A 25,315-nucleotide genomic window follows, 5' to 3' on the forward strand; every position below is an offset into this window, starting at 1 on the left:
AGCTTATGGAAATAGGAATAGACAGTTTTGCTTCGGCAATGTACGGCGATAACAATACACTGAGCAGTGTTGATGCCATGGAACAGCTATTGCAGAGAATTGAATTTGCAGATCAGGCTGGTCTAGATGTTTTCGGAATTGGTGAACATCACAAAAAAGAATTTTTAGATTCTGCTACAGCTGTTATTTTGAGTGCAGCGGCGGCAAGGACAAAAAATATTCGACTCTCAAGTGCTGTAACCGTTTTAAGTGCAGCAGATCCTGTTAGAGTTTATCAGAGTTTTGCGACTTTAGATTTAATTTCAAAAGGAAGAACTGAAATTGTTGTAGGTAGAGGATCTGCCATTGAAGCTTATCCCCTTTTTGGATATGATTTGAGAGATTATGATGCTCTTTTTAAAGAAAAACTCGAGCTATTGCTTCAAATCAGAGACAATGAATTTGTTACTTGGGAAGGAAAATTTCGTCCTGCGCTAAATAATTTACCGGTTTACCCAAGAGCTTTACAGGAAAAATTGCCTATTTGGCTTGGCGTTGGCGGAACACCTGAATCTTTTATTAGAGCAGGTTCGTTGGGACTTCCCTTAATGGTTGCCATAATTGGCGGGCAAACACATCGTTTCAGACCTTTAATCGATTTATACCGAGAAGCTGGAAAAGCTGCAGGATATAAACCTAACGAATTAAAAGTTGGTTTACATTCGCCTGGTTATGTTGGCACTACCACAGAAAAAGCAATTGAAGAATACTATCCTGGATATGCTGAATTATGGACCAAATTAGGCTATGAAAGAGGTTGGCCTCCTGTAACAAGAGGAAAATTTGACGGGTTAATTGATGATTTAGGCGTTTTAATCGTTGGAGGTCCAGAAAGAACTGCAGAGAAAATCCTTCGTCACAGCGAAGCACTGGGCGGTGTTGACCGATTTACTTTTCAGATGGACAATGCTGGATTGACACACAAACAATTAATGAATGCCATTGAATTGATTGGTACAAAATTGATTCCGTTGATTAAGAAGGCATAATTATATTCTCGCAATCCCGATAAATATCGGGAGCAAAGACGCAAAGATTTTTTTTAAGCCACTCCCGATAGCTATCGGGACACACAGATTAAAAGGATTTTTTATAAATTAAATAGCGTCCAGCTTTAGCTGGATGAAATTATAAAATAAAATTAAAGGCTTTAGACAAACATCTCTAGTTTGTCTAAAGCCTTTATTCCTTTATTCCTTTGTTACTTTGTTACTATAATCCTCAGAATCTTAGTCCCTCAGAACCTTAGCCCCTTTAAAACTTATAAGTAACCCCAACTCTAAAATTTCTTGGAGCTTCAGCCTGCCAGTAATAAGCATTTAACCAACTGTAGAATGAACCGCTATATAAATATTTATCTAAGATGTTGAATACGTTTGCAGTAACTTTGACTTTACCAGTTTCATAAGATAAACCTCCATCCAATTTAAAGTAAGAAGGTAATTTTTGAAGACCTTCACTCCAAGTATCTGTTTGGCGTCCGTCAAGGAAAGTTCCTCCAAGAGAAGCACCAAAACCTTTTAATTTTCCATGCTGAAGCGTGTAATTTAACCATGCATTTGCAGTGTGTTTTGCATAACCAGGCACAATATCTCCAACCTTAATACCATTAGCTTGAGAAACAGCTGGATCAACTTTAGTTACCGTTGATTCTGTAAAGGCATAATTTGCAATAAGATTTAAACCATCAAAGATTTTTCCTCTAACATCAAATTCAACACCGCGAGCTCTTTTTTCTCCCAAAACAATTTTATACTGTTCGTTTGGCTGATTACTAGGATCTGCTGTTAACTCATTCTTCTTTAAGATATTGTAAACCGATACACTTGTATTCCAAGAACCGTCAAACCAATCTTTTTTAAGTCCAAATTCAACATTATTTCCAGTAAGAGGTTTTACATCGCCACTTCTCACTACACCAGATTGAGGTGTAAAAGCTTGATCATATAACCCGTAAATAGCAAAATCATCAGTAATAGAATAACTTAAACCAGCACGAGGCGTAATATGGCTATCCTCAATTGGTTCTGCCTCGTAGCTGCTAGTTTGACTAATCCAAGTATATCTTGCAGCAAGGGTCAATCTTAATCTATTTTCTAAAAAGCCAAGCTCATCTTGAACATAACCTGCCGCATATTTCGAACCGTAAAGTCCGCCAGCTCTTTGGCTTAAAGGAGTATCGTGATCAAATTGCGGTAAACCATTTGATGGCGTACCATAATTTGGATTATAAACATTAAACGGATTATCAACTGTATCTAAATCATGAGATTGTCCCCAATCTGCCATATAATCTTTGTTTCCTAAATCTACTCCACCCAATACTTTATGAGAAACATTTCCTGTATTGAATTTTCCGTTTACGAAAATCTGTCCTAAATACATATTACTTTCTGCATCCCAAATACCAACATTTCTGATAATCTCACCAGCAGCAAGGTTTCCTTCCGGAATGCCATCAAAATTTCTATCAACTGGTCCAGGACCAACAACACCCGGCCAAGAGCTATATCCCTGCTGAATGTATTTAAAATAAGACGTTTGCGCTGTAAGTTTCCAGTTTTCGTCAAACTTATGTTCGAACTGTAGATAACCACTATGATCTTGAATGTTTGTGTCTGGCAATCCTGGCTGTGTCATTGTAAAATTGCGAGGTAAGGTTGCATAACCTCCTGCTTGTGGTCCAAAAACATAGTAAGAACCTACTTCGGTCATATTTGCATATTGAAAGTTGTATTCAAATGTCAATTTTGTTTTATCATCAATCTGATAAGAAATTACAGGAGCAATTACGTAACGGTCGTTATGCTCAAACGGACGGAATGATCCTTTCTTTTGTGCTGCTCCGTTAAAACGGTATAATAATTTTCCTTTTTTATCTAGTTTTCCATCAAGATCAAGACTTACTCTGTAAAAATCGTAGCTTCCGCCAAGTACACTTACTTCGCCTTTTGTTACTCCCGTAGGCTTTTTAGTCACCACGTTGTATAATCCGCTTGGATCGCCGCTTGAAAGCATGAAACCAGCAGGACCTTTTACAAACTCGATATGATCTACAAAACTCATATCTTCTGTTAATGGTCCCCAAAACGAAGAAACCACGTTAAATCCGTTTCTAAAAGCTTGAATTTGAGAACCTCTCATTGTAATATTCGTATACAAATCTCCCCAATGCTCCAAACGTACAGCACCACTCACGTTACGGATTACACCGTCACTCATGCTCGTAATCTGCTGGTCTTTTAAAGTCTGTCCGCTTACAATTTGTATGTTTTGAGGAATTTCTAATACTGGAGTCTGAAGACGCAATGACAATGAAGGCTTGTCTTGTTTGTATTTATTCTTTTTAATTACCACTTCTTCCAGATCTTCTTGGCTTTCAGAAAGAGAAAAATTCTTAGTTGTGGTTTGTTTTGAATTGACTAAAATTTTATCCTCAACAGGCTGAATTCCAACACCTTTTAATACAATGGTATATGTTCCTGGCTTTACATTTTTAATTTCATAATATCCTGAAACACTAGTAATATCTGAATATTTTGTTCCTTTTAAAGCTACAGCTATATTTTCTGCTGGTTTATTGCCACTCAAAGAAACTTTCCCGTTTACAGTTCCAAGCTGTTGTGCCATTAGATTTAATGAGCTCAAGAACAGCACGAAAAGATAAACTTTCGGGTTAAAAATTATTTTCATTTGGTTTTGATTTTAAATTGAGCGACAAAAGTATGCGCAAATCTTAACTTTTCCAAATTATTTTAATTCATTCTAAATAAATAAAACAAATTATGCTAAATCAGTCAGAATAAATTTAAAAACCATAATTTTTAAGTTATTTCCTGACAATATTAATCTACATTAAGTCCCGAACCAAAATCTATTTCTATCTTTATACTTCGAAATTTCTAAAACCAAAAACAAATAACTTCCTGATATGAAATCAAATACAATAAGAAAAGTCGCCATTGTAGGTTATAACAGAATTCCTTTTGCGAGAGCCAATACAGCTTATTCTAACGTAGGAAACAAAGAAATGATGACCGCATCGCTCAATGGTCTTATTGACAAATACAATCTAAAAGGAAAATTATTGGGAGAAGTTGCCGGAGGTGCCGTAATCAAACATACTTACGACAATAATTTGATTCGCGAATGTGTCATGCAAACCAGTCTTGACCCCGCTACTCCTGCTTGCGATTTACAGCAAGCCTGCGATACAGGGATTGAAAGCGCTATTTACATTGCCAATAAAATTGCTCTCGGACAAATCGATTCTGGAATTGCGGGCGGTGTAGATTCTATCAGTGATATGCCGATTGCTGTGAGCGAGAAACTTCGAAAAATATTGCTAGATGCCCGAAAAGCAAAATCATTGGGTGAAAAAATCAAAACCTTTCTAAAACTTCGTCCGAAAGATTTATCTCCATTAGTTCCTCGAAATGAAGAATCACAAACGGGACTTTCTATGGGCGGACATACTGAAATTACTGCAAAATATTATAAAATATCACGCGAAGAACAAGATGAGTTTGCCTTAAAAAGCCATTTGAATATGGCAAAGGCTTATGACGAAGGTTTTTTTGCTGATATGATAACTCCTTTCAACGGATTAGACAAAGATAATAACCTAAGAAGAGACAGTACAATTGAAAAATTAGCAAAACTAAGTCCTGCTTTTGATAAAATAAACGGTACTTTGACCGCAGGAAATTCAACTCCGCTAACAGACGGTGCTTCTTGTGTTCTTTTGGCTAGCGAAGAATGGGCAAAAGAACAGGGACTTCCTATTTTGGCTTATATCACTTTCGCAGAAATTGCTGCAATTGAGTATGTCAAAAATCAGCAAAATCTTTTGTTAGCGCCTTTGTTTGCTGCTTCTAGAATGTTGGAAAAAGCAGAATTAAACCTGCAAGATTTTGACTATTATGAGATTCATGAAGCTTTTGCAGCGCAGGTTTTAGCTACTTTAAAAATTTGGGAAAGTCCAGAATTGAGTGCCGAAATTGGCTTAAAGAAAACTTTAGGCGCTATTGCTCGAAATAAATTGAATGTAAAAGGCAGCAGTTTGGCGGCAGCGCATCCTTTTGCTGCAACTGGAGGAAGAATTATTGGTGTAATGGCAAAACTGCTTAACGAAAAAGGTTCTGGAAGAGGGTTAATTTCTATTTGTGCCGCGGGCGGACAAGGAGTAACGATGATAATTGAGAAATAATTCCTCTTTCACAATTTAATTTTATAATCTGCTAAATCTGCGGGAAAAGAAACCACGCAGATTTAGCTTTTTTTTTAAAATATCCCTAAAATGAATGATATAAAATTTGGAAGGAAGAGATTATTCATCAGAAAAAAATGCAAAATAAATCTTCTTCAGTAGTTTTTTCCAACAATTCAAAACACTACAAAAACTTTACAAAATAATTCTAACAGTCAAGTATTCCTAATCCAAATCAGGCTGTTATTCTGTCTAAAGAAAACATAACATTAGAATCTTAAATAATTATACAGAAAAGGGGTAAATTTGAGTACCCAAACCTATAAAATTTCTGAATAATTATGAGAAAAAATCTACTATTTAAAATTCAAAAGCGATTTAGGCAATTCTTATCTATTGCTGTATTATTTATTTACTCCCTATCCTATTCGCAGTACATTACCCAAAACCTTGCTCCAACAGCTGTAATAAAAGAAGGACTTGCGCTGGAACAATCTTCTGACGGAAGAATTTTCATAGCAGAAAGAGCGGGTATTGTAAAAGTATTCCAGAACAATGCAGTGTCTACTGTTTTTACCGTAACAACTGTTACAGATAACGAACAAGGTTTACTCGGATTAACCTTGCATCCGAACTTTGCTACAAATGGTTACGTTTATGTTTTTTATTCTATAAATGACGCAAATGTAATTCGACATAGAATTGAAAGAATTAAGATTGATGCCAACAACCAAGTAATCAACAGGCAAGAAATTTTGCTTTTGGAACCTATTGGAGGCGGTTTTCATAATGGTGGCGACCTGAAATTTTTTAACGGCTATCTTTATGTAACAGTCGGTGATAGTCAGCTGAATACAAATTCACAGGATTTGGATACCTACAAAGGAAAAATTCTCCGTTTGACTGAAGACGGACAGCCAGCGCCAGGAAATCCCTATTATGGAAGCGGTTCTATACAAAGACAAAGCATTTGGGTGTACGGTTTTAGAAACCCATGGAGATTAGTTGCCAACGAAACTGCCAACAAACTATTTGTCTTAGATGTTGGAACTTCATGGGAAGAAGTAAACGAAATCAGTAATCCGACAATACGCAATTATGCGTGGGGTCATCCTCAAGGAGGCGACGGAAAACAAACCGAAACCAACTTATTTACCAATCCAATCTTTACATATGCTACTGGAAGTATCGGAAATGCTTTGACTAATGGCGTACTTTATAATCCTGCCATATCTCGTTATCCAAATCTTCAAGGAAAATTTATAATTAAAGATTTTGTACGAACAGAAATTAGGTCTTTTGATCCAAACGTTGCCGATCCTGTTTCGACGGTCTTTTTTACCGCTCCGCAACAGCAGGCTCTTGGAATGATGTTAGGCAATGACGGTTATATTTATTATTGCGCTTATGGAAATAATGGTTCGCTGATTAAGCTGGATTATATAGAAACTGCAGCACCAACAATAGTAAATCATCCACTTTCACAATCTATAATGGAAACCAAACCTGTAACTTTTACAGTTTCGGCAAGTGGAACAGGTTTAACCTATCAATGGCAATATAATAATGCCAATATAAACGGGGCAACTGGTGCAAGTTATACTATTCCAAACGTAACAACGGCAAATGCCGGAAATTATAGAGTAATAGTCACCAATACCGCGGGAAATGTAACCAGTAATCAAGCAGTATTAACTGTAACGCCATTTAGCAATGCACCTACGGTTTCTATTGTTTCTCCATTACCAACATTAAAATGGAATGCTGACGATGTTATTTATTTCGAAGCCACAGCAAACGATGTTGAAGACGGAGCACTACCTGCAAGTGCTTTTTCGTGGAGCATGGATCTTTTTCACGAAGACGTTCCAGGAGCAGGACATTCGCATCCAGGAGCAAGTCCGCAGGGTGTAAAATCAGGCAATTTTATGGCTTCTAACCAAGGCGAAAAAACACCAAATGTTTGGTATCGCTTTACGGTAAAAGTAACCGATAGCAACGGATTGACAGCAACAAGTTTTGTAGACATTAAACCGAATTTGGTTGACGTTACGGCAGCAAGTTCGCCAGTACCCCTTAATTTAGAATTCAACCAAAAACCAGTTACTGCACCTTCTACAAAACAAGTTGTAGCCAATGCTGCTTTACAGACTCTAAACGCTCCAACACCACAGTATGTAGGCAATATCCGCTATGATTTTGATCATTGGAGTCAAGGCGGAACGGCCAATCAAACCTTTAAGGCTCCAGCCTCAGGAGCAATTACCTATACCGCATTTTATACCCCAACTACACTTCAAAATGCACCTTATCAGGGAATAATTGCGCAAATACCTGGAACTATAGAAGCAGAAAATTATGATATTGGCCCAGAAGCTATTTTCGATATCAATGCTGGCGGAGATACGGCTTACAGACCAGGCGACCGTGTTGGAACTGAAGCTTGTAACGAAGGCGGATTCAATTTGGCTTATGTCGTAAAAGATGAATGGCTGAAATATACCGCCAAAGTAAATACAACAGGAAATTACACGATAAATTTAAGAATTGCTACTCCTTACAACACCAGAAAACTACATTTAAAAGTAGATGGCGCAAACCTAACTGGAACTGTCAATATACCTAATACAGGAGGTTTTCAGAACTGGCAGACTGTCGCAATTCCTAATATAGCTTTGACACAAGGAACTCATGTGATCACTTTATATTTTGAAGAAAATGATATCAATGTCAATAAAATGGAATTTGTCCTTTCAGGAAGCACCACTGCTCCTATTGCCGATTTTGAATATAGTCCGCAAATGGGATGTTTGAATACTGCTGTCACCTTTACTTCAGTTTCTGTAGGCACTGTTGATTCTTATTCATGGAATTTTGGCGCTGGGGCACAACCGCAAACTGCAACTGGAATTGGTCCGCATTCTGTTATTTTTTCTACAGAAGGAGATCGAGAAATTTCTTTAACCGTTACTAATTCAAATGGAAGCAATACAAAAAAAGTTACTTATGACGTCCATAATTGTAATCTTGGAGTAGAAAATCCAGATGCAGAATCCAATAAAATTATCGTTTATCCAAACCCGTCAAAAGGAATATTTCATTTGTCAAAAGAGCTAGAATGGACTATCTATTCAGTTACAGGAAGTAAAATTAAACAAGGAGCAGGAAATATTATTTCGATCTCCGAATATCCTTCAGGCATTTATTTCATAAAATCTAACACAACGAGTAAAGCCATGATAATCAGTAAACAATAATTTCATTTTATAAGATTTTTATAGTATATTGGAGTCCCTAAAGTATAGTTGCTTTTAAAGTTTTGCATCAATTCATTTTAAAACAATAAAAATGATGGAATCAAAAATACCCGAAGGACCACTTTCAGAAAAATGGAGTACTTATAAATCGAAAGCTAAGCTGGTAAATCCAGCAAATCGGAAAAAACTTAATATTATAATCGTGGGTACAGGTCTTGCAGGAGCTTCATGCGCTGCATCGCTGGCAGAACAAGGCTATAATATTAAGTCTTTTTGTTTTCAGGACTCTCCTAGACGTGCGCATTCTGTTGCTGCACAAGGTGGCGTAAATGCTGCCAAAAACTACAAAAATGATGGCGACAGTACTTTCAGAATGTTTTACGACACTATAAAAGGCGGCGATTTTAGATCTCGTGAGGCCAATGTTTATCGCTTGGCCGAATGTTCTGCTGCTTTAATTGACCATGCTGTCGCACAAGGAGTTCCTTTTGCCCGTGAATATGCTGGTTATCTAAACAACAGATCTTTTGGAGGCGTTCAGGTTTCTCGAACTTTTTATGCTAGAGGACAGACAGGACAACAGCTTTTATTAGGAGCTTATCAAGCCTTGGAACGTCAGGCAGCTTTGGGAAAAGTATCTTTGTACACCCGTCACGAAATGCTCGAACTTGTGGTCATTGATGGCAAAGCCAAAGGCATAATTGCACGAAATCTTGAAACTGGCAAATTGGAACGCCATGCTGCAGATGCTGTTGTTCTGGCTTCTGGCGGTTACGGAAAAGTATATTATCTGTCTACTTTAGCTATGGGCTGTAACAGTTCTGCCATTTGGCGCGCGCACAAAAAAGGCGCATTTATGGCTGGTGTAAGCTGGATTCAATTTCATCCTACTTCATTGCCGCAGCATGGTGAAAATCAATCCAAACTGACTTTAATGTCTGAATCGCTTCGAAATGACGGACGAATCTGGGTTCCAAAAAAAGCCGCAGATGACCGAAATGCAAATGCCATTCCCGAAGAAGAGCGTGATTATTATTTAGAGCGCCGTTATCCTTCATTTGGAAATCTGGCTCCAAGAGATATTTCGTCAAGAGCCGCAAAAGAAAGAATTGATGCCGGCCATGGCGTTGGACCTATGAAAAATGCCATCTATCTCGATTTCTCAGATGCCATAAAAGCGCAGGGAAAAGATAAAATAGAAGCCAAATACAGTAATCTTTTTGCTATGTACGAAAAGATTACAGGCATAAACGCTTACAAAGAACCGATGCTGATTTCGCCTTCGGCTCATTTTACCATGGGTGGACTTTGGGTCGATTATGAGCTTATGACTACGATTCCAGGCTTGTTTGCTTTAGGTGAAGCTAATTTTGCGGACCATGGAGCAAATCGTCTTGGGGCAAATTCACTGCTTCAAGCTTGTGTCGATGGTTATTTTATTGCTCCCTACACTATTCCGAACTATTTGGCAGGCGAATTGAATTTGCCTAAACCTGATATTTCGCATCCCGCATTTGAAGAAGCTGAAAAAACAGTGAGAAGACAGCTGGATCGTTTTTTACATACCAACGGAACACTTTCTGCAGATTATTTCCATAAAAAAATCGGACGTCTTTTGTACGAAAAATGCGGTCTTTCGCGAAGCAGAGAAAAACTAGAAGAAGCAATAGTCGAAATTCGAGAACTCAAAGCTTCATTTGAAAAAGATCTCAGAATTACTGGCGATAACACTTTAAACAGCGAACTTGAAAAAGCGGGACGAATTGCAGATTATATAGAATTGGCCGAATTAATGTGTTACGATGCCTTACAGCGTGAAGAATCCTGTGGGGCTCATTTTAGAGAAGAATATCAAACCGTTGATGGAGAAGCTGTCCGTAACGACGATGAATTCTGTTATGTATCGGCTTGGGAATGGAAAGGAGTAAATAATGAACCTGAACTCCATAAAGAACCTTTAACCTTTGAATCGGTAGAACTTACAGTGAGAAGCTATAAATAAAATGGTGAATTGTTAATTGTAAATTATTAATTAACAACTCATAATTCATAATTCATAATTCATAATTCATAACTCGTAATTATCTATGAAACTTTATCTAAAAATATGGCGACAGTTTAATTCTTCTACAAAAGGAGAAATGACCGATTATGAAATTGATGGAGTATCAGAACATATGTCGTTTCTAGAAATGCTGGATCTTTTAAATGAGTCTCTTATTCAACAGGGAGAACGCGTGATAGAGTTTGATCATGATTGCCGTGAAGGAATCTGCGGACAATGTGGGGTCATGATTAACGGCCGTGCTCACGGACCTCTTAAAAACACTACAACCTGCCAGCTTCACATGAGAAGTTTTAAAGATGGAGATACTATTTATATTGAACCGTTTCGAGCAAAAGCTTTTCCCGTTTTACGCGATTTGAAAATTGACCGCAAAGCTTTTGATTCCATTATTGCTTCAGGAGGTTTTATTGGCGCTTCGACGGGTCAGGCGCCCGAAGCCAACAGCATTCCGATTTCGTATGAAACCGCTGAAGCTGCTTTTGACGCTGCTGCCTGCATCGGATGCGGAGCCTGTGTTGCTTCATGCAAAAATGCTAGCGCAGCTTTATTTGTTGGCGCCAAAATAACGCATCTAGCGCTTTTACCGCAAGGAAAATTAGAAGCTCCTAAACGCGCTGTTTCAATGGTAAAACAAATGGATGAAGAAGGATTTGGAGCGTGTTCGGATACTAGAGCCTGCGAAATCGAATGTCCGCAAGGAATTTCGGTACTTTCAATTGCTAAAATGAATTTGGAGTATATGAAGGCTTTGACTTTTAGGAAGTAAGTTTTTTTGTCGCAAAGGCACAAAGCCGCAAAGCTTTTCTTTTTTTAGTTTTTTAAATTTTAAAAACTTTGCGCCTCTGCTTCCGATAGCTATCGGGATTGTGAGATTCAATTGTACTTTAAATACATTGCGCTTATCCTTCGACTCCGCTTCAGGAAGACAAAAAAATCCGTATAAAAAAAACTTTGTGCCTTAGCGTCTTCGTGGCAAACTACACCGTAAAATAAGGCGTCAGGATATCTTCAAAATTATATAATCCTTTTTCTTTCTCTTTAAGATTTTCGGCCACAAAAATAACTCCGTTTCCAAAAGCTTCTCTGGAAATCGATTCGTGAATTAAACGCACGGTTTGAAAAGGAAAACCAAAAATAACTTCATGTTTACCTACAATTCCTCCTGCCCTAACCGAATTAATATTTTCTTTATCTACATCAAGCGCTTCTGCTATTTTTACTGCTGTTCCAGATGTTCCTTGTTTCGTTTTAAAATGTTCTTCATTCACTTCAATATCGACCCAAGGTGCAATTTTCTTTAAAAACTTGGCTGCAAACAATAAATAGTTCACTCCCAAAGTAATATTTGGTGACCAAAATACAGTAGTTTTTTTCGAAAGCTTTTTCAGGAAAGCCAACTCTTTATCTTTATAATGTGAAATAGCAGAAATAATTTTCACTTGCTTTTTTGCAGCTACTTCTCCATATGTATATATGCCTTGATGTGACGAAAAATCGATAATGACATCAACAGGATGTTTTTCTAATAATTCTTCTATAGAAGTTTTAGAACTAGAATAGATTAAGCCGGGTTCTTCTGACTGCACTCCAAAAAATTCTGGAACCGATCTGTGTTCTAAAACCGTACTTTGGCGTAAAACCCATTCTAAACAGAATTTTTTATTTTCTAATAATATTGAAGCTACTGATTTTCCAGTTTTTCCGAATCCGATTAATCCTATTTTCATAAGCATTTATTTTTTTATGGGCGAAGCTTGCCCGGTTGAAAATATTGATATTGTAAGATGGCCAATATCAAGTCTAATTTATTTTTTTCGGACAGTTTTTAAACCGTCTGTTTATAAAAATAGAAAAATCATAACAGAACCACCAATTAAAAATGCTTTTTATAACAATTAAAAAATTAATTAACACAACTTTATCTGTTAATGTACTATAAAAGCATAAAATTTTACAGCAAATTGCTTTTTTAAATTATCTCATTTAAAATGTTAAAAATTGGCTTTAAAAAATAAGTTTCGCGCTATACAAGTAAACATATTTTGACTAGATTTATGACCTGATATCCCCAAATTAATATCGTAAATAATGGCTTACAATAACAATGGATTACTTCGTTTTTTAGATGCTCAAAACAAATTGTACTTAACAGCTCTAGACGAAATTAAAAATGGCAAAAAAGAGTCTCCTTGGATGTGGTTTATTTTTCCTCAAATAAAAGGAATGGGCTCGAGCGATACATCTAAATTTTACGAAATCAAAAATGCCGACGAAGCAATTGCTTTTCTTGAACATCCCATTTTAGGAAAACATCTTTTAGAAATTACTTCTGAATTAATTAAAAAAGAAGAAAACGTATCAGATATTTTTGAAAGCATAGATGTAGAAAATCTTCAATCTTGTATGACTTTATTTGCCAGCGTTCAAAATACAGAACCTATTTTTCAGGAAGTGCTTTATAAATACTTTGACGGTTCATCCGATTTTCATACACTACAATTATTATATAGCAATCTTTGATATTTAACCGCAAAGAGCGAAATCCCGATAGCTATCGGGATATGCAAAGAACGCAAAGTTTTTTTTTGCCAAAGCTTTGCGAACTTTGCGTTTTAATTAAGCATTACATAGAATAAACCATTGCGCACTTTGCGGTTAAAATAAGCGGTTAAACAGTACATAAATAAACCTATTCTGAATAATTTTTTCAAGAAACATCTTTATTTTTATTTTATTTAGAATTAATATAAATAAACTTTTATATTTGCCGCTTTCTGAGCAAAATTGAGTTGTTTATAAAATTTACTTAATATTGTTTTCTCCAAAGTAAATTTCGTTTAATGAATAAGAATGTCCGTTTCGAATTAGATCTTTTCCATTCCTTTAAGGAAGGCGACGAAACTGCATTCAAGTTTTTTTACGATAAATATTTTAAGAGAATCCAGTCTTTCAGCATTCAGTTTATTTATGATCAGGACGAAGCTGAAAATCTGGCTCAGGAAGCCTTACTACACCTATGGCAAAGCAGAGAAAATGTGGAGTCTTTAAACGGAATCCAAGCTTTCTTGTTTACTTATGCCAAATCAAAATGCTTGAATTTGATCCGCCACAACAAAGTGAAGAACAAATTCAAAAATGACCTCTTAAACCACAAAGAAAGAGAATTGAATATTGAAGTTTTAAATTCAATTCAGTTCGACCCTCTAGAATTAACCGAACTAGAACGCATTATTCACGAATCTATCAGCTATCTTCCTCCAAAAACCAGAGAAGTTTTTATTAAAAAACGCTTTGAAAATAAAAAAAATGCAGAAATCGCCGAAGAATTGGGAGTCTCGCTAAAAGCCGTAGAAGCCCACATGACAAAGGCTTTAAAAATTCTAAAGACCAGATTGTCTGATTATTTGTTCTTGATTTTTATCCTTATTTATAATAATTAAGAATAAAAAGATAGGGTATTTTAATTCTGAGGTGTACTTACAATGTGAGAAGTTTAAAAAAGCAGACATGACATCTGAAATAATAAGCAAATACCTTTCAAATGAAGCTTCGGAACAAGAAGTTCAGGCACTTTTTGACTGGATCGAGGCATCTGACGAAAACAAAAATCAATTTATAAAGGCTAAGAAGATCTGGGCATTAACCACTCTTTCTTCTGATTTATCTATTGAAACCGCTCCGGTAATCCAGATGCAACCCAAAAATAAAATCAGACAGTATGTACAGTACGCTGCGATATTTTTAGTATTTCTGGGCTTAGGAACGACTATTTTCTTATTGAACAAAACAACTGAAAATCCAAAAGAAATTGTTCTGGAATTGGGCGACGGCCGTCTGGAATATTTATCTGGAAAAGCTCAGACTGCTTTGCTAAATGATAAAGGCGAATTGATTGCCAAAAAATTTCCGAATGAAATTGTTTATTTTGGTAAAGTCGCAGATCAAAAAGTGATTTACAATACTCTCTCTGTTCCGTACGGAAAACGTTTCAAACTTAAACTCTCAGATGGTACTATTGTGAGTTTAAATTCCGGAACAAGTTTACGTTATCCAGAACAGTTTGGTCTAAATGGAAACCGAGATGTATACTTAACCGGTGAAGCATTTTTTGAAGTGGCAAAAGATAAAATGCATCCGTTTATCGTTCATGCAAATCAGGCAGATATTGAAGTTCTCGGGACTACCTTTAATGTGAGCGCATATCCTGAAAACCCTACAGTTAATAGTACATTAATTGAGGGAAGCATTCGAATGTCTGAAGCTGCTAATTCTACCAACGTTATTCTGTTAGAACCAAATCAAATGGCAACATGGCAGAATAACTCGAAAAAACTGGCTGTAAAAGAAGTCGATCCAGCCTTTTATGTTGCCTGGACAAAAGGTGAGCTTGCTTTTAAAGACACGCCATTTTCTATAATCGCTAAAATTATTCAGCGTACTTATGATGTTGAAATTATCAACGAAAATTCTGATTTGGCCAAACAGAATTTCACAGGTACAATTAAAATTAGCGAATCTAGTGTCGAGAACATTTTAGACCTCCTAAAACGTGACACGCCTTTTAATTATTCAATTGACCAAAAAACCATTACAATTACCAATCCGCGATAAATACATAACCATGACATTTACGATACTGCCCTTTTTAAGAAAAATTCTGTTTTTCTTAGCCATTCTCTTATCTGGATTTAAAGGATTTTCTCAGAATAAACTCATAACATTACACGTAAAAAATAAACCTATAAGCCTAATTATCAAATCTATTGAAGAACAAAGTGATTTTAGAATCATTTATAATGCAAAAAAAATAGATACCGATCAATTAGCTGATTTAGATGTCAATAATGCCACCTTAGAAACAGCTTTAAAGAAGTTGCTGAAAGGCACGAATATCTCCTACTACATTCAGAAAAAGCAAGTTTTATTGACAGATGCGACTCGAGTTGATAAATCTAATTCTGGTAACCAGGAAACTGAACGGATGATTAAAGGAACAGTTTACAGCGCAAAAGACAAACAGCCTCTTCCTGGTGCCACTATTCGCGTAAATGGAACTGGAATGGGTGCCATAACCGATTCAAATGGAAAATTTGCTTATGAACTAAAAGGCGAAAACATTAAGGATCAGATTCTTGAAGTTGCTTATTTAGGAATGGAACCACAATCGCAAACAGCGGGTTACAAAAAAGAATTTGTTTTTTATCTTCAAGAAGTTACAGATGAATTGAATCCTGTTATCATTACTTCTTCTTATGGAACTACAAAATTAAAAGAAGAAATTGTCGGAAGTATTTCGACTTTACAGGCAAAAGACATCGCAGTTGAACAGGCTTCTGAAAGTTTTGACAAAATGATTACAGGACAAATTGCAGGGGTTTTGGTCGAAAATACTTCTGGTGTTGGCGGACCAGTTAAAATCAATATTCGCGGGCAAGGAACTTTATCTTCTTTAAGCGGTGCCATTTCAGGAACTTCTTCTCAGCCTCTCTTTATTGTTGACGGTGTTGTAATGAGTGAGGAATATGCTATTGACAGCGCCAATTTTAACGGAAGTGGTGATTTTGCCGAAAATCTGGCAAATCCTTTAATGAAAATTGCACCAGAAAATATCGAAACTATTTCTGTTTTAAAAGATGCCGCAGCAGTTGGAATTTATGGGGCTGATGGAGCTAATGGCGTGATTTTGATTACAACTAAAAAGGGTAAAAAAGGAAAAACACAATTTGGTTTTTCAAATCAGCTTGGAGTTTCTTCTGCCATTAATCAGATTAAATATTTAAGCGGAGAGCAATACACAGAACTGCGAAATGAGTTTATGAAGAATACTACACCTGGTTATGTTCCCGTTTCTTACAACGGCATTAACACAGATTGGTTCAATATATTAAACCGCGCAGGAATATACAATAAGTACAATTTTAATGTTTCGGGTTCTACTTCTAAATTTTCGTACCGTACAAACATAAGCTATACAAAAATTGACGAACCGCAGGTCGGAAATGAAACCAAACAGCTAAATGCTGGAATAAACTTAGGTTATAATTCTGATAAATGGGATATTAATTTGATGCTGAACCCAAGTTTTGTACAAAAAGATGCTCCAAACATCTTTTATAGTTTTGCCTACCTTCCAACCCTTGCCGTTTATAATGCTGATGGCTCTTATGCCGATTTGGGCGTAAGCGGTTCTACTAGGGGAAATCCTTTGGCAGCAATTGAGCAAAACAAAAACGAAGCGCAAACTTTTGGTCTTTTAGGAAGTCTGAATTTATCTTATAAACTTAATAAAAACATTAGATTCTCTACTCTTTTTGGTATGGATTATACCGATAAAGAACAGGATCGATACTTCTCTGCAGCAAATGAAAGCGGACAGTACAATGGCACTTTTATGTTGGATGGAATTTCACGTCCAGCTTGGGGGCGCCGTCTTATCAATCAGAGAAATTCTACAAAATGGAACTGGCAAGGACAAGCTTTATTCAATAAACAATGGAACGAAACTCATGAAATTGATGGTATAATTGGTTTTGAACTTGCTGAAGATAAAACCGATTTCAATTACAAATCTGGAGTTGGATTTTTGAATCCAGAATATATTCATAAAGTGTCTGAAGCAATAAGAGACGACAATCCTGATACACCTGAAGATGAATCTACAAGCGGACAAAGCTACCGAAGCGAAATAAGCTATAACTCCAGAGTTTCTTTGTTTTCACAGTTAAATTACAATTACAAAAAACGTTATTTCTTATTGGCCAATTATCGTCGCGATCAGAGTTCTGTTTTTGGAGATGATACTGATGTGGCTCATAACGGAGGTTTAGGCGCAGGATGGATTATTAGCAACGAGAACTTTTTAAGCTCTAATTCTTGGATCGATTTCTTAAAATTAAAAGCAAGTTATGGTACAACAGGAAATTCAAAAATTGGTTCGTACAGATCTAAAGGATTATACAATGTAAGTCAAAACGGATACAATGGCGGTACTGAAGCCACGCCCGGAGCAGCGCCGAACGGAAGATTAAGCTGGGAAAAAAACACAAAATTCAACGCTGGATTTGATTTTAATGTTTTCAAAAGAGTCGAGTTGACTTTAGAATATTACTATGACAATAAAAGCAATTTGATTACAGCTAGAGATATTCCTACCGAAACGGGTTATGGTTCTATACAATTAAATGCTGCGAGCATGTACAACAAAGGTTTTGAACTTACTACAAGAATTAAATGGGTAAAAAGCAACGCCTTTAAATGGACAACGGCATTTAATATTTCTACAGTAGACAGCAAAGTAACCGACTTAAAAGGTTTGGGAAGCGACTATTCTGCATCAAATCTCGCATTGGCACAAAAAATTGGCTACAGCACTACAACACTATGGGGAGTCAAATGGGTAGGTGTAGATCCAGCTACAGGAAGAGATCTTATTCAAAAAAATGGTCAGGTTTACGATGCGAAAACGTATGGCGAATTATATACGATTGCCGACTGGGAACCCATTGGAGACAAACAGGCAGATGCCTATGGTGGTTTTTATAATAATTTCACTTTCTACAATAATCTAACTTTATCTATTAGAGGTGATTATCAAATTGGCGGTGATCTTTTAGCATCAAATGTTCTTATAGATCAATATAACGTAACATCAAATAGAAACCTTTCTGTAAATGCCTACGATTACTGGAGAAATCCTGGTGACAACGTTACACAATCTGCTGTGACGCTTTCTCCAATAATAACCAACTTAAGCAAGTATGTTTATGATGCTACTTACATCAGAATCAGCAATATTAATTTAAGTTATAATGTGCCGTTAAAAAAGACTTTTCTGGATGCACTTTCTGTATTTGCTGATGCTACAAATGTGGCGTATTGGTACAAAGAAAAAAGTCCAAAAGGATTGAACGGCGTACGAGAGTATAGTTTTATTTATCCGCAGGCAAGAACAATTTCTCTAGGGGTTAATGCTAAATTTTAAGAAAATGAAATATTCAAAATACTTATCAATATTCTTTCTATTCCTTTCATTGCAAAGCTGCAGTGACTTTTTAGAACAAGAACCTGGAACACAAACTTCTATTGACGAACTTTTGCAGAATAAAACAGGTGTTTTACAAGCGCTTAGAGGACTTTATTCTTCGTTGGAAGCCAATGTTCGAACAGAACGATACGCCGTTTATGCTGATTTACAAGGCGGAAACATCAAGTTTACGCCAATTGCAACAGGAAGTCTTAGAGGACAAGTTTCGACTCCCTCAAATGTTGAACAGGTTTATTCTTTTGATGATCAGGCGCTGACCAGTAATTTCAAACTATTTTACGATGATAGTTATGATATCATAAATCAGGCAAATCTAATTTTAGAATACACTCCTTCCCTAACCGACGCTACTGATGCAGAGAAAAATCAGATAAAAGCAGAAGCCTTGGCCATAAGAGCTTATACGCATTTTCTTTTATCGCTGGTTTACAGTCAGGATTATAACTATACTGCCGACGCTTCACATCTAGGAATCGTTTACAGCACTGCATCTATAAAAGGAGGCGTGCAATATCCAGCAAGAAAAACTGCTGCAGAAACGTATGCTTTAATTATTAATGATTTACAGACAGCTATAGCCAATTATTCAGATAGTTCTTTGCTTTCTGGTGCTTCGTATTCTTTTTTTAACCAAAAAAATACAAAAGCTTTATTGGCTAGAGTTTATCTTCAAAAAGGAGATTGGACAAATGCTTACGAAACAGCAAATGATGTTATTACCAATTCTGGAGCTGTATTGACCAGCAAAGAAAGTTTAATTGCAGAATGGGAAAAACCAGACCTTCCTATTTCAGAAATTTTGCTTGAATTTGCTATTCCTAAGGATAATGAAAACAATGTTGCAGGATCAATGTCAAAAGTTTTTGGCTACAATACAGATCAAAGTTTTGAAAAATATACGGCTTCAAATGATTTGATTAATTTATATGAAAGCTCAGATTTAAGAAAACAATTATTCTTGACAAAACCGCTTTTTACATTGGTTGAAGGCGTACAAACTTACGTGAATTACAGCTTTACAAAAAAATTTCAAGATAATGCTGGTTATGTAGCATTTAGACTTAGCGAAATGTATCTAATTCGTGCCGAAGCCGCTTTAGAAACCAACAGAGCAGATTTGGCAATGGCGGACATCAATACGATTCGCGCCCGCGCAAATGCTTCATTATTAACCAATACAACAAGTCTAAAAGAAAATATCTTTTTAGAAAGAAGGAAAGAATTATGCTTTGAAGGCTTTTTATTCTTTGATATTGCGAGAAACCATAAAAACGTTTCAAGAACTGACGGCTGTCTTGCAAATGTGTGCAGTTTGACGTATCCGTCTCTAAAATACGTATTGCCAATACCAACATTCAACACAAATCTTAACCCAAACTTGCAGCAAAATGACTCGTATTAAGATATTCAGCCTATTATTAACAGCGCTATTATACATTTCGTGCTCAAAAGATGATTATAAATTAGGTTCTGATATAGATCCCTATATAAGATTCAACTTTTTGGTTAAAGCAGATAACACTCCTTTAGAATATCCAACTATAAACGGAAGTTTAGTCCCGCAATCTACTTATGAAAACAAGTCTGTAAAAACATTAAAAGTCCCTGTAACCTTAACGACACGTTCGTTAAAAGAAACGGTAACGGCTAATTTCAGCGCTGAAACATCAGGCGTGAGCGATAGCTTTAGTGTAAATCCAGTAAATCAGCTTTCGTTTCAAGGCAGTAAATTAACAGATACCATTTATGTTTCTTTTGATAAAAGATGGGCTGCAAACCAAAGCATCAATCTAAAACTCGAAACGGTTTCTGATCCTGATATTCATATAGGAAATTTAAACACAGCATATCCAAACAATACTTTCAAAATTGATTTGGGAACAATTGCAACTAACTACACTTTTCCTGTAACGCAGTATAATGTCAAAGGCGAAGTAGGCGAAACAATTGATTTTGAAGTGAACTTCCCTAATGGCTTTTTCCCTGAAGAAATTAAAAATGCTAATTTTTTCAAATTTCAAAACGGTTTTGAATATTCTTTAACGCGCGATGATTTTGGCGATAACAGAAGTTCTGTAACATATCATTTAACTCTTTTAGAAGATCTGCAAAATGATGATGCCCGTTACGAATCAAAAATTACTTTAATAAATATTCCTAATTACACTGCTACAGGAAACACCAATCTGACAATTGTAAAACCGATAAAATCTCTAAGAGATATTCAGGCAAATCCAGCATCAAAATTTACCGATCCTACAAATGCGTTTTATTTGACTTATGGAGAACATTGGTTTAGCAACGGAACCACTTGTACTTGGCAAACTTTCAACGCTCTGACTTTTCCTGTTGTAGTTACAAAAGATGATCCGAATGCTATATTATATAGCGACAAAGGAACAACAAATCCTAATGACGATGTGTATCACGATGCTTTCAAAATCGGATTTAATGTTGCGAGCGGAACCAATACAGTAAATTCTTTTGGTTTAAAAAGATGGTTTTCTAACGAAAGCAACTCAGCTGCAATTTCTCCTGGATTCAATATTAAATCTGCTTTGGAATTTTTCCCTGCAAACGGAAACAGCAAAACTGAAGGAACTGTTTTAGTAATTCCACAAGACATTACAATCGGATCAAGTGCAACAAATACTCATGTTATTGCCATTTCTGGCGAAGGAACATACAAAGAAATCAGCAATGGCTTATATGAAATCTCATTTGAATTAAAACTGACAAATGATAAACTATTTGGAGGAACAGTGTCAACACAATACAGAATGTATAACAATAGAACATATCCAAAACCAACGGCATTGAGCATTCCGTGTCCTAAAGAAGTTACGTTGTAAGTATGAATTGTCAGTTATAAATTATGAATGTTTTACCTAGTGAACTTTGTCAAAATTTAAAACTTTAACAAAGTTCCATGACAACTTGAAACCTGCCCTGATAGCTATCGGGATGAAACAAAAACCAAAAAGAATTGAAAAAGCTAATCTTCCCTCTCCTATTCCTGCTATGCTTGACGGCATACAAAAGCGTGGAAAATCCTGATTACATTGATATTCAGGAATTACGAAAAATCTATTCCAGCGGAGACTCATCAAAATGGCCTGCTGCAGAATTACACGAAAGTGTAGACAAATCTAAATTTCAGGATATTGGCGTTTTACCCGCTGTTCCTTATCCTGCTTATAATCCGTATTCGAAAGAAAAAGAAAATTTGGGAAAAATTTTGTTTTTTGATCCAAGATTATCGCGAAGCGGACAAATTGCATGCGCTTCGTGCCACAATTCTGAACTGGGCTGGACAGATAATTTAACGCGTTCATTTGGCCACGACAGGCAAACCGGAAAACGCAATTCGATGACCATTTTAAATTCGGCGTATGCCACTTCCCTGTTTTGGGATGGACGTGCGTCAAGTCTTGAAGATCAAGCGCAGTTTCCTGTTCAGGATCCTTTAGAAATGAATGAAAAATTGACGATTGCTGTTGACAAGATTGCAAAAATAAAAGGTTACAATTCTTTATTCACGGAGGCTTTTGGAGACAAAAAAGTGACTTTAGAGCGAATTCAATACGCTATTGCTACTTTCGAAAGATCGATTAATAGTCCGAAAAGTAAATTTGATCAGTTTGTAAGCGGAAAATCAGACATTTATACCGATCAGCAAGTAAATGGAATGCATTTGTTCAGAACCAAAGCACAATGTATCAACTGCCACAATACGCCTTATTTCAGCGACAATCAGTTTCATAATGACGGGCAGACTTTATTCGGAACCAAAAATGAAGATTTCGGACGTTACAACGTTACTAAAGATGTAAAAGATATTGGCAAATTTAGAACCCCAACTCTTCGCGAAGTTGTAAACACAAGACCATGGATGCATCATGGACATTTTCCAACTTTATTGGACGTGGTCGAATTATACAATTTAGGAAATCCTTCTCCTGTGCAGAAAAAATATCTAGGAACTGCTCGCGATTCTTTGATTCCAAAAGTGGACCCTGCACTTAAAAAATTAAACTTAAGCAAAGAAGAAATAAGTGATTTACTAGCTTTTATTGAAACTCTAAGCACACCAACAAGAAGAATTATAATTCCAGAAATGCCAAAATAAGTTAGTTGATGATTTGCATTTGCCCCAAAAACTGCAAATCCTCCAAGCCTGTTTCTTTATGAAACGGGCTTTTTTTGTTTTTAAACTTCATCTTTTGAATATATTTGTGCTCAACCAAACTTATACGCCATGCAATTATTAATTATTCCAAAAACCACAAGTTATGAAAAGAAGTTTCTTCTTGCTCTTTCTTTCGGCAATTACCTCTTTAGGCATTGCTCAAAGTAAAAACTCAAACTCTAAACCCAATATCATTATCATTAACATGGATGATATGGGTTATGGCGACACAGAACCATACGGAATGACGGGAGTTAATACTCCGCATTTCAATCAAATTGCCGAAGAAGGCATGCGTTTAACCAATTTTAATGCTGGACAAGCTATTTGTACAGCTTCTCGAGCTGCCTTACTAACAGGCTGTTATCCTAATAGAATTGGTATGTCGGGCGTATTGCTTCCAGGAGCTAAACACGCTTTGAATCCGAATGAAGAAACGATTGCATCGCTTTTAAAGAAAAACGGTTACAAAACTGCCAATTATGGCAAATGGCATTTAGGTAATGTATTGCCTTACTGGCCTACCAATTATGGTTTTGATGAATTTTTCGGGATTCCATATTCGCACGATGTATGGCCAATTGATTATGACGGCTACTCAAAAGTTACCGATTCTAAAGATATGCGTTCGAGCTTTCCTCCGCTTCCTTTAATCAGTAATACAACCGTTATTGACACGATTGAAAACATCAAAGATGCTTCAAAACTAACCACGCTTTTTACCGAAAAAGCTATTGGTTTTATCAAAAAAAACAAAAAAGATCTTTTCTTTTTATATCTTACTCATCCTCTGCCTCACGCTCCTTTGGCGGTTTCAGACAAATTTAAAGGCAAAAGCGATTTAGGCCTTTTTGGTGATGTTATTATGGAACTGGATTGGTCTATTGGCGAAATTATAAATGCGCTAGATAAAGAAGGAATTGCTAAAAACACCGTTTTAATCATCACCAGCGACAATGGGCCTTGGCTTGTTTTTGGTGATAATGCAGGTTCTTCGGGAGGTTTTAGAGAAGGAAAATCTACCACTTGGGAAGGCGGCACAAGAGTTCCTTTCCTGATTCGTTGGCCTGGCAAAATAAAAGGCGGTTCTGTAAACAGTTCGCTTATGACCAATATGGATTTATTACCTACAATTGCCACAATAACAGGAGCTTCTTTACCTAAAAATCAAATTGACGGTTTAAATTTTCTTCCTGTCTTAACTGGAAAAACAGCTTCTGGTCCGAGAGAAATTTTTTATTATTATTTTGGAGTTGGAAGCAATAATCTAGAAGCTATTCGCTACAAACACTGGAAATTGGTTTTTCCGCACAAAGGCATAACCTACAACAAAAAGCTACAAGGAAAAGATGGATATCGCGGTGAAGGTGCGTCTGCAGAATTTCCTATGGCACTTTACGATTTAGCGCACGATCCGGGAGAAGTGCGTGATGTGCAGCAATTATATCCCGAAATTGTAGCCGAAATTCAGAAAATTGCAGATACTGCAAGAGAAGATCTTGGTGATGATTTAAATCAAAAGGTTGGAAAAAATATTAGAAAACCTGCTACATATTAAAATATAAGAGCCCGACCACAATCGGGCTTTTTAATTGAAAAATCAATTATAAGATGAAAGTTTTTTCGATAATCTTACAACAATTGGTATCTATCTTTTTGTAGCTTTATAGATTATTTAAAAATGCCATTAAGCGCCAATCCATAATTTTTTACTATCTTTTTATTGATACATAAAATACCTCTTCAACCTTGAAATTATTGGCATTTCTTAAATTTGACTAGAACTCAAAAGAAGCTTTTTCTTTTATAAAAATTTACTGCCATGAGAATAGATCAGATACAAATTAAAACAAACGATATTCAAAAAACGAAAGCATTTTATCAGAACATTTTTGGACTTTTCATTCTAGAAAATGATCAAAAATCGATAACATTTCAAGCAGGAACTTCTATTTTAAAATTTGTTGAAGATTCAGATTTTAATTCCATATATCATTTTGCTTTCAATATTCCCGAAAACCAACTTGAAGAAGCTATTCAATGGTGCAAGGACAAAGTTGATTTAATTGTTCTGGAAGATAAAAGCGTCGTTACCAATTTCGAAAATTGGAATGCACATTCTATATATTTCTTCGATCACAACGGAAATTTACTCGAATTCATTGCTCGACATGACCTTAATAATGAACAAGTTGGCGAGTTTAATTCTGCTTCGATTTTAAACATAAGCGAAATCGGAATTGTTACGGAAAGTCCATTACAATTAGGAAATCAGTTAATCGAAGAACACGGATTGCATTTCTTTTCTCAAAATACAAATACCGATAAATTTGCTGCAATTGGCGATCATGAAGGTTTATTGATTCTGGTACAGCCTACTAGAAATTGGTATCCAACTCAAATTCCTTCTGAAAGTAATCCGGTGAAAATAACTTTGGAAAATAATGACAACATAATTGAATTGTTTTTTTAAAACACTTTGTTTCAAACATATAAAAATATAATTTGT

General features: G+C 36.0%; 16 protein-coding genes. 14 read left to right on the forward strand and 2 right to left on the reverse strand.

All coding sequences use genetic code 11. The features are described from left to right. Positions 1-5 precede the first annotated feature (5 nt). A complete protein-coding gene (locus BLP44_RS10390) occupies positions 6-1,028 on the forward strand; it encodes an LLM class flavin-dependent oxidoreductase (RefSeq protein ID WP_091132916.1) in 1,023 nt (340 codons plus the stop codon). Positions 1,029-1,293: 265 nt separating this feature from the next. Here BLP44_RS10390 and BLP44_RS10395 read toward each other — a convergent pair whose 3' ends face one another. Next, positions 1,294-3,732 carry a TonB-dependent receptor gene (locus BLP44_RS10395; protein ID WP_091132575.1) on the reverse strand — a complete coding sequence of 813 codons (2,439 nt, stop codon included), beginning with the start codon at positions 3,730-3,732 and terminating at the stop codon, positions 1,294-1,296. 238 nt (positions 3,733-3,970) lie between these two features. On the opposite strand from BLP44_RS10395, the gene BLP44_RS10400 reads away from it, so the two are divergent. From BLP44_RS10400 to BLP44_RS10415, 4 genes are all read left to right on the forward strand, one after another. Further along, positions 3,971-5,248: an acetyl-CoA C-acetyltransferase gene (locus BLP44_RS10400; protein ID WP_091132578.1), complete on the forward strand. Its 1,278-nt coding sequence runs from the start codon at positions 3,971-3,973 to the stop codon at positions 5,246-5,248. Between the two features lie 341 nt (positions 5,249-5,589). Continuing rightward, entirely contained in the window at positions 5,590-8,505 is a 2,916-nt protein-coding gene (locus tag BLP44_RS10405) for a PQQ-dependent sugar dehydrogenase (protein ID WP_091132581.1), read from the forward strand. Between the two features lie 91 nt (positions 8,506-8,596). Beyond that, complete coding sequence (locus BLP44_RS10410; protein WP_091132583.1) at positions 8,597-10,507, forward strand: fumarate reductase/succinate dehydrogenase flavoprotein subunit; 1,911 nt, start codon at positions 8,597-8,599, stop codon at positions 10,505-10,507. A gap of 85 nt (positions 10,508-10,592) precedes the next feature. Then, the gene (locus tag BLP44_RS10415) at positions 10,593-11,339 is read left to right on the forward strand and encodes a succinate dehydrogenase/fumarate reductase iron-sulfur subunit (protein ID WP_066034940.1); all 747 of its coding nucleotides are present in this window, start codon (positions 10,593-10,595) and stop codon (positions 11,337-11,339) included. Between the two features lie 211 nt (positions 11,340-11,550). Here BLP44_RS10415 and BLP44_RS10420 read toward each other — a convergent pair whose 3' ends face one another. Beyond that, positions 11,551-12,300: a 4-hydroxy-tetrahydrodipicolinate reductase gene (locus BLP44_RS10420; protein WP_066035249.1), complete on the reverse strand. Its 750-nt coding sequence runs from the start codon at positions 12,298-12,300 to the stop codon at positions 11,551-11,553. A 361-nt stretch (positions 12,301-12,661) separates the two neighbouring features. Here BLP44_RS10420 and BLP44_RS10425 point away from each other — a divergent pair, with 361 nt between their 5' ends. The 9 genes from BLP44_RS10425 (at position 12,662) to BLP44_RS10465 (ending at position 25,279) form a co-directional block, all read left to right on the forward strand. Beyond that, on the forward strand, positions 12,662-13,093 hold the full coding sequence (locus BLP44_RS10425; RefSeq protein WP_091132586.1) for a DUF1810 domain-containing protein: 432 nt from the start codon (positions 12,662-12,664) through the stop codon (positions 13,091-13,093). A gap of 320 nt (positions 13,094-13,413) precedes the next feature. After that, positions 13,414-14,013, forward strand: a complete 600-nt coding sequence (locus BLP44_RS10430; RefSeq protein WP_091132590.1) for an RNA polymerase sigma-70 factor — start codon at positions 13,414-13,416, stop codon at positions 14,011-14,013. A gap of 67 nt (positions 14,014-14,080) precedes the next feature. Next, on the forward strand, positions 14,081-15,184 hold the full coding sequence (locus tag BLP44_RS10435) for a FecR family protein (protein WP_091132594.1): 1,104 nt from the start codon (positions 14,081-14,083) through the stop codon (positions 15,182-15,184). Between the two features lie 10 nt (positions 15,185-15,194). Further along, positions 15,195-18,554 carry a SusC/RagA family TonB-linked outer membrane protein gene (locus tag BLP44_RS10440; protein ID WP_091132597.1) on the forward strand — a complete coding sequence of 1,120 codons (3,360 nt, stop codon included), beginning with the start codon at positions 15,195-15,197 and terminating at the stop codon, positions 18,552-18,554. A 4-nt stretch (positions 18,555-18,558) separates the two neighbouring features. Then, entirely contained in the window at positions 18,559-20,019 is a 1,461-nt protein-coding gene (locus BLP44_RS10445; RefSeq protein ID WP_244511743.1) for a RagB/SusD family nutrient uptake outer membrane protein, read from the forward strand. Beyond that, positions 20,006-21,469 (forward strand): hypothetical protein, encoded by a 1,464-nt coding sequence (locus BLP44_RS10450; protein ID WP_091132605.1) that lies wholly within the window; start codon positions 20,006-20,008, stop codon positions 21,467-21,469. Before BLP44_RS10445 ends, BLP44_RS10450 begins: the two co-directional genes overlap by 14 nt. A 134-nt stretch (positions 21,470-21,603) precedes the next feature. Next, positions 21,604-22,746: a cytochrome-c peroxidase gene (locus BLP44_RS10455; RefSeq protein ID WP_170830228.1), complete on the forward strand. Its 1,143-nt coding sequence runs from the start codon at positions 21,604-21,606 to the stop codon at positions 22,744-22,746. Positions 22,747-22,909: 163 nt separating this feature from the next. Further along, on the forward strand, positions 22,910-24,364 hold the full coding sequence (locus BLP44_RS10460) for a sulfatase family protein (RefSeq protein WP_091132608.1): 1,455 nt from the start codon (positions 22,910-22,912) through the stop codon (positions 24,362-24,364). Positions 24,365-24,628: 264 nt separating this feature from the next. Next, complete coding sequence (locus tag BLP44_RS10465; RefSeq protein ID WP_091132611.1) at positions 24,629-25,279, forward strand: VOC family protein; 651 nt, start codon at positions 24,629-24,631, stop codon at positions 25,277-25,279. Positions 25,280-25,315 lie beyond the last annotated feature (36 nt).

This window comes from Flavobacterium anhuiense (assembly GCF_900101855.1).
In the GTDB taxonomy this organism is placed as follows: domain Bacteria; phylum Bacteroidota; class Bacteroidia; order Flavobacteriales; family Flavobacteriaceae; genus Flavobacterium; species Flavobacterium anhuiense.

Excerpts from the sequence above, each read along its gene's own strand:
- BLP44_RS10390 (WP_091132916.1), top strand. The coding sequence starts at position 6 with ATGGAAATAGGAATAGACAGTTTTGCTTCGGCAATGTACGGCGATAAC.
- BLP44_RS10395 (WP_091132575.1), bottom strand. The coding sequence starts at position 3,732 with ATGAAAATAATTTTTAACCCGAAAGTTTATCTTTTCGTGCTGTTCTTG.
- BLP44_RS10400 (WP_091132578.1), top strand. The coding sequence starts at position 3,971 with ATGAAATCAAATACAATAAGAAAAGTCGCCATTGTAGGTTATAACAGA.
- BLP44_RS10405 (WP_091132581.1), top strand. The coding sequence starts at position 5,590 with ATGAGAAAAAATCTACTATTTAAAATTCAAAAGCGATTTAGGCAATTC.
- BLP44_RS10410 (WP_091132583.1), top strand. The coding sequence starts at position 8,597 with ATGATGGAATCAAAAATACCCGAAGGACCACTTTCAGAAAAATGGAGT.
- BLP44_RS10415 (WP_066034940.1), top strand. The coding sequence starts at position 10,593 with ATGAAACTTTATCTAAAAATATGGCGACAGTTTAATTCTTCTACAAAA.
- BLP44_RS10420 (WP_066035249.1), bottom strand. The coding sequence starts at position 12,300 with ATGAAAATAGGATTAATCGGATTCGGAAAAACTGGAAAATCAGTAGCT.
- BLP44_RS10425 (WP_091132586.1), top strand. The coding sequence starts at position 12,662 with ATGGCTTACAATAACAATGGATTACTTCGTTTTTTAGATGCTCAAAAC.
- BLP44_RS10430 (WP_091132590.1), top strand. The coding sequence starts at position 13,414 with ATGAATAAGAATGTCCGTTTCGAATTAGATCTTTTCCATTCCTTTAAG.
- BLP44_RS10435 (WP_091132594.1), top strand. The coding sequence starts at position 14,081 with ATGACATCTGAAATAATAAGCAAATACCTTTCAAATGAAGCTTCGGAA.
- BLP44_RS10440 (WP_091132597.1), top strand. The coding sequence starts at position 15,195 with ATGACATTTACGATACTGCCCTTTTTAAGAAAAATTCTGTTTTTCTTA.
- BLP44_RS10445 (WP_244511743.1), top strand. The coding sequence starts at position 18,559 with ATGAAATATTCAAAATACTTATCAATATTCTTTCTATTCCTTTCATTG.
- BLP44_RS10450 (WP_091132605.1), top strand. The coding sequence starts at position 20,006 with ATGACTCGTATTAAGATATTCAGCCTATTATTAACAGCGCTATTATAC.
- BLP44_RS10460 (WP_091132608.1), top strand. The coding sequence starts at position 22,910 with ATGAAAAGAAGTTTCTTCTTGCTCTTTCTTTCGGCAATTACCTCTTTA.
- BLP44_RS10465 (WP_091132611.1), top strand. The coding sequence starts at position 24,629 with ATGAGAATAGATCAGATACAAATTAAAACAAACGATATTCAAAAAACG.